At 70.9% G+C, this 5,625-nt stretch carries 4 protein-coding genes; all 4 read right to left on the bottom strand.

Going from position 1 to position 5,625, the window contains the following annotated elements:
• Positions 1-406: Na(+)/H(+) antiporter subunit C (locus ABZ260_RS45340; protein ID WP_355630521.1), on the bottom strand; the 406-nt coding region annotated here is incomplete at its 3' end.
• Complete coding sequence (locus ABZ260_RS45335) at positions 403-3,192, bottom strand: Na+/H+ antiporter subunit A (protein ID WP_355630518.1); 2,790 nt, start codon at positions 3,190-3,192, stop codon at positions 403-405. The genes ABZ260_RS45340 and ABZ260_RS45335, both read right to left, overlap by 4 nt.
• Positions 3,193-3,402: 210 nt before the next feature.
• The gene (locus ABZ260_RS45330; protein ID WP_355630515.1) at positions 3,403-4,080 is read right to left on the bottom strand and encodes a carbon monoxide dehydrogenase subunit G; all 678 of its coding nucleotides are present in this window, start codon (positions 4,078-4,080) and stop codon (positions 3,403-3,405) included.
• A 107-nt stretch (positions 4,081-4,187) separates the two neighbouring features.
• Positions 4,188-5,144 carry an acyl-CoA desaturase gene (locus ABZ260_RS45325; RefSeq protein WP_355630523.1) on the bottom strand — a complete coding sequence of 319 codons (957 nt, stop codon included), beginning with the start codon at positions 5,142-5,144 and terminating at the stop codon, positions 4,188-4,190.
• Positions 5,145-5,625 lie beyond the last annotated feature (481 nt).

The following is a 5,625-nucleotide window of genomic DNA, read 5'->3' as shown; positions in this document are numbered from 1 at the left end:
GCTGGTACGCCGCCTGCCGGTCGAGCACGGCCTGGCTCAGCTCGCCTTGCCTGGCGCGCAGCCGCACCCGGCGGTCCTCGGTGTCGTCCTGCACCTCGTCGGCACCGGTGAGCTGCCAGGATCGATGGATCATGGCAAGCAGGAAGGCGGTGACGCCCAGCGTGATGACGATGGAGGTGAGCACCATGGCCTGCGGCAGCGGGTCGGCCATCCGCTCCGGGGCGGAGGCGCCCAGGATCGGCGGCTCTCCCGGCGGCCCGCCCACGGTGAGGATCAGCAGGTTCACCCCGTTGCTGAGCAGGATGACGCCGGCCAGCAGCCGGACCAGGCTCCTCTCCAGCAGCAGCGTGACCCCCGCGGCCACGAGCACGGCGACCACCAGGAGCGGCAGCACGGGCGCGGTCACCGGCCCTCCCCCTCGTCGATCTGCCGATCCAGCTCGGCGCCCAGGCTGCGCAGGATGTCCCGCACCATGCCGATCACCGTGATGTAGACCCCGAGGTCGAACAGGAGCACCGTCGACAGGTGCAGCTTGCCGACCAGCGGGACGTACAGGTCGGCGGAGAGCATGTCCAGCACTCCGGCGCCGCCCAGCAGCCCCACCAGCGCGGTGAGCGTGGACAGCAGGAGCCCCAGCCCGATCATCACCCCGGGGGCGACCGGTGCGGCGGCGGCCAGCTCGTACCTGCCTCCGGCGAGGTAGCGCAGGACCAGGGCGAGGCCCGCCACGATGCCTCCGGCGAACCCGCCGCCCACCCCGCTGTGCCCGGTGAACAGCAGGAAGACCGAGACCAGCATCACGGTGTGGAAGGTCACCCGGGCCACGAACTCGAGGACCACCGTCCGCTGCCCCGGCGGCAGGGTGGTCGCCAGCCAGTACGTCCGGGGCTCCTCCCCGGTTCTCTCCGGCGGGGGTTGCGGCGCGTACGAGCGGCTGCGCAGGAAGATCAGGCCGGTCATGCCGAGGGTGAGCACGACGAGCACGGAGCTCTCCCCCATGGTGTCCCAGGCCCTGATGTCGACCAGGAGCGCGCTGACGATGTTGGCGGCCCCGGCCTCCTTCGCCGCTTCGGCCATCAGCGTGCCGATCGGTGTCGCCTGCCGCGCGTTCATCGCGAACATGCCGGCCCCCGCCACCACGACACCGCTCACGATGCCGAGGGTGAGCCGCGCGCCGAACGACAGCCGTCCCCGCTCCTCCCTCGGCCCGAGGGGAAGCCTCCGCAGCACCAGCACGAACACGACCAGGCTCAGCGTCTCGACGAGGAACTGGGTCAGCGCCAGGTCGGGCGCGCCGTGGACGAGGAAGAGCAGCGCCGTGCCGTACCCGGTCAGGCCGGCCACCAGCACGAGCACGATGTGGGAGCGCACCCTGAGCGCGATGGCCGTCGCGGCGATGATGAGCACGCCGATGACGGGCTGCTCGATGCGGTCCCAGGGCACCACGTCCAGCCGGAGGTCGGGTCCGGGGCCGTACGCCAGCGAGAAGACCCCCACCGCCGCCACCGAGACGAATGCGATCATGAGGTAGTCGGGCAGCGAGCCGCGCTGGACGACGCCGGTCAGCTGCAGGGAGAAACGTTCCAGCCCGCGGACCAGGCCCCAGTAGGCCCGGCCGGAGTCGATCACGTGCAGGCCCTCCCCGATTCGTGCCAGCGGTTTCCTGGCCAGGAAGAGGAGCGCTCCACCCGCCAGCGCGACGGCCGAGAGCAGCAGCGGCACCGGGGCGCCGCTCCACAGCGCGAGGTGGGTGCCGTGGCCGGGCCCGGGGAAGGTGTCGGTGTAGCTCCGCATCGCCTCGCCGTACCGTGCGGCGAACGGGGCGACGGCGAGGCCGAGCACGGAGAGCAGCGCGGGCGGCAGGAACAGCGCGGCGCCGAAGGAGTGCACGGACACCGGCTCGACACCGGGCTTGGCGGCGAAGGCGCCCCACAGGAAACGCGCGCTGTAGCCGGCGGTGAGCGCCGACCCGAGGACGACTCCGGCGAGCACCACCGTGTCGATGCCCCGTCCGGTCAGCAGCGACTCGAAGGCGGCCTCCTTGCCGGCGAACCCCAGGAACATCGGGATGCCCGCCATCGAGGCGGCGGCTCCGGTGGCGACCGCGGCCAGCCACGGCGCCGAGCGCCGCAGGCCGCTCAGCTCTCGCAGGTCGCGGGTGCCCGTGGCGTGGTCGATGATGCCGACGACCAGGAAGAGGGAGGCTTTGAACAGCGCGTGCGCGAGCAGCATCCCGACCCCGGCGATCGCGGTGTCGCGGGTGCCCGCGCCGAACAGCACCGTCAGGAAACCCAGCTGGCTCACCGTGCCGTAGGCGAGCAGCTTCTTGAGGTCGTGCTCGCGCAGCGCCCGCCAGGCGCAGAGCAACATGGTGAGCAGGCCCAGGGGTACGGCGGTCCACCGCCAGGCGGCGAGCTCCCCGAAAGCCGGGCCCAGGCGGGCGAGCAGGTAGATTCCCGCCTTCACCATCGCCGCGGCGTGCAGGTAGGCCGAGACCGGGGTCGGCGCGGCCATCGCGGCGGGCAGCCACATGCTGAACGGGAAGACCGCCGACTTCGACAGCGCGCCGACCAGGATCAGCACCACCGCCACCGCCACCAGGCCGCCGGACGGCGGGCTCTGCACGATCCGCGAGATGCGGTACGTTCCCGCCGCCTCGCCGAGCATGACCATGCCGCCCAGCATCGCCAGGCCACCGGACGTGGTGACGATCAGCGCCTGCATCGCGGCGCGGCGGCTGGTCCTGCTGGCGGGGTCGTGGCCGATCATCAGGTAGGAGAAGACCGTGGTCAGCTCCCAGAACACGTACAGCAGCAGCAGGTCGTCCGCGACCACCAGCCCGAACATCGCCCCGGCGAAGGCGACGAGCACCCCGGCGAACCGGCCCAGCCCCTCGGCTCCCGCGGAGAAGTAACGCGAGCAGTACAGCACGACCAGCGCGCCCACGCCCGTGACCAGGGCCATCATGAGCAGGGCCAGCGCGTCGGCGCGGAAGGACAGCCCCAGGCCGAGGCCGGGCGCCCAGTCGTGGTGCGACTCGACGGGGATGCCGGTCAGGGCGATCCAGATCGTGTAGCCGAACCCGCAGGCCGGTGGCACGGCGAGCATGAGGAACGCGGCCCTGCCGAAGCGGCGCACCAGCGCCGGAGCGAGCATCGCCGCCACGGCGTGCAGGATCAGCAGCGGCTCCATTTTCCCCCGTGACCCGTCGTGGCAGACGTACGCCAGGATCCTAAAAGGCGTAAGTTTGCCTGGTCAAACGCGCGGACCGCTGACCCGAACACCGTAGATCCCTCATCGAGGCATGATCGACTCCTCGAACGTTCCTGCTGGCAGGGCCATTGACACCCCTCGGCACCGCCGCCGGCGGAAGCGCTTACCCCTCTCCTTTTGTGAGCGACGTCACCGCTTCCTGCCGGTACGGCCGAGCAGCCAGCCGATCACCGCGCTGCCGAGCGCGACGCCCGCGCCCATGCCGAACGCGGCGAGGAGCGACCAGGCGGGGACTCCGGCTCTGGGCTGTTTCGCCGGGCGCTCGAAGACGTGCGCGGGGCCGGCTTCGACCGTCACTCCCGGCGCGGCGGGTGCGGTGGCCTCCGCGGGTACCGTGGCGACGGGGGCCTCGCCGGAGACAGCGGATACACCGGAGACGAGATGGTTCTCCACCGCGGAGAAGAAGTCACCCGCGGTCTTCCTCGCGACGGAGCCGAGCATGCGCTGGCCGACGCCACCGATCATGCCGCCGATCACGGCCTCGGCGTCGTAGTCGATCCGGGTGCCGCCCTCGACCTCGCTGAGACGGACCTGCACCGTGGCGTCCACGGTGCCGGGGGCGCCCTGGCCGCGAGCCCTGAGCACGAACCGTTCCGGAGCCTCGGGCTCCGACAGGGCGACCTCGCCCTGGTAGACGCCCTTGATGGAGGCCACTCCCGCGGTGACGGTCATCCGGTAGGTGTCCGGGCCCGTCTCCTCAAGGCGCTCGCACCCCGGAATCGTGCGTACCAGCACGGCCGGGTTCTGGAGCGCTGACCACACACGATCTCTGTCGATGCCGAGCACGGCACTGCCTGCGAGCTTCACATCAGCACCCTAGGCAATTTCGGGGCGGGCGGATAACAGCAACATCTGCCCGCCGGCGCGACTCTTCGTTGTCAGTGCTGCCGCTCTGACGCACGAGACCTGCCGGGTCAGCCGGGCGCGGGGCTTCCGGCTCGCAGGGACGCGCCCACGTCGTGCAGGTGGCGCAGCGCCTGTGCGTACGAGCTGACGATCCCGGACTCCAGGTAGTCGACACCCAGCTCCTCGCAGTAGGCCCGGACGATCGGCTGGGCGCGGCGCAGGTTGGGCATCGGCATGCTGGGGAAGAGGTGGTGCTCGATCTGGTAGTTGAGCCCGCCGAGCACGGTGTCGAGGACCCTGCCGCCGCGCACGTTGCGCGAGGTCAGCACCTGGCGCCGGAGGAAGTCGAGCTTCTCCTCGCCCCTGAGCATCGGCATTCCCTTGTGGTTGGGCGCGAAGGTGCAGCCCAGGTAGACGCCGAAGATCGCCTGGTGCAGCAGCAGGAAGACCACGGCCTTGCCCGGCGACAGCACGGTGAACAGCGCGCCCAGGTACAGGGCGGCGTGCACGGCCAGCAGCGACGCCTCCGCGGCCCGGTTCCTGGTCGTCGGGCGCATCAGGGCCCGGACGCTGGACACGTGCAGGTTGAACCCCTCGAGCGTGAGCAGCGGGAAGAACAGGAACGCCTGCCGGCGGCCCAGGAGCCTGGGCAACCCCCTGCTCTCGGCGGCCTGCTCGTGCGACCAGATCAGGAAGTCGGGGGCGACGTCGGGGTCGTGGTCCTCGTGGTTGGGGTTGGCGTGGTGGCGGGTGTGCTTGTCCATCCACCAGCCGTAGCTCATGCCGATGGCGAGGTTTCCGGCCACCAGCCCGGCGAGCTCGCTGGAGCGGCGGGAGCGGAAGACCTGGCGGTGGGCCAGGTCGTGGGCGACCAGCCCGATCTGCGCGAACACCACCGCGAGGAAGGCGGCGACCAGCAGCTGGTACCACGAGTCGCCGACGGCGAAGAAGACGGCCCAGCCGCCGACGAAGGAGGCCGCCACCAGGCCGAGCCGTACGGCGTAGTAACCGGGGCGCCGGTCCAGCAGCCCCGCCTGGACGATCCGGCGCGACAGGCGGGCGAAATCACTACCCCGTTCCACGCTTTCAAGGGGGGCGGGGGGATCCGCGTCGTCGATCGCGGTGGAGTTGGTCACGGTTCTCCTCAGATGGGCCGGATCACTCGAATGATTACGTCAACCGGCGACGCCACATATCTACGTCAACCGAGCATGATGACTTTCCCAGGATTGCGTGCTCGCCGCGCTCGCAAACCCCCGCTCCCACCCCTACTCGTGGTAGTGCTGACCCTACCCCGCCAAATGCTGCGATCAAGGAATTACAACAACATAGCCATTTGAGTCGCCCTCGCGCGGCATGATCGAACAGACTCCCGGCTGCTGGCAGGATGGTCGCCCATGGCATCGGGGACGTACTGGACGATAAGAGCGGCGGCGGCGACGGCCCTGGCGGTGAGCGCCGGGTGCGCCACCGGCCTGGACGGCGGGGCCGGCGAGGGCGCCGCCC

The sequence above is a fragment of the Streptosporangium sp. NPDC006013 genome (assembly GCF_040614275.1).
In the GTDB taxonomy this organism is placed as follows: domain Bacteria; phylum Actinomycetota; class Actinomycetes; order Streptosporangiales; family Streptosporangiaceae; genus Streptosporangium.
The sequence above is the reverse complement of the archived record's forward strand: the minus strand, read 5'-3'. Positions and strand labels throughout refer to the sequence as shown.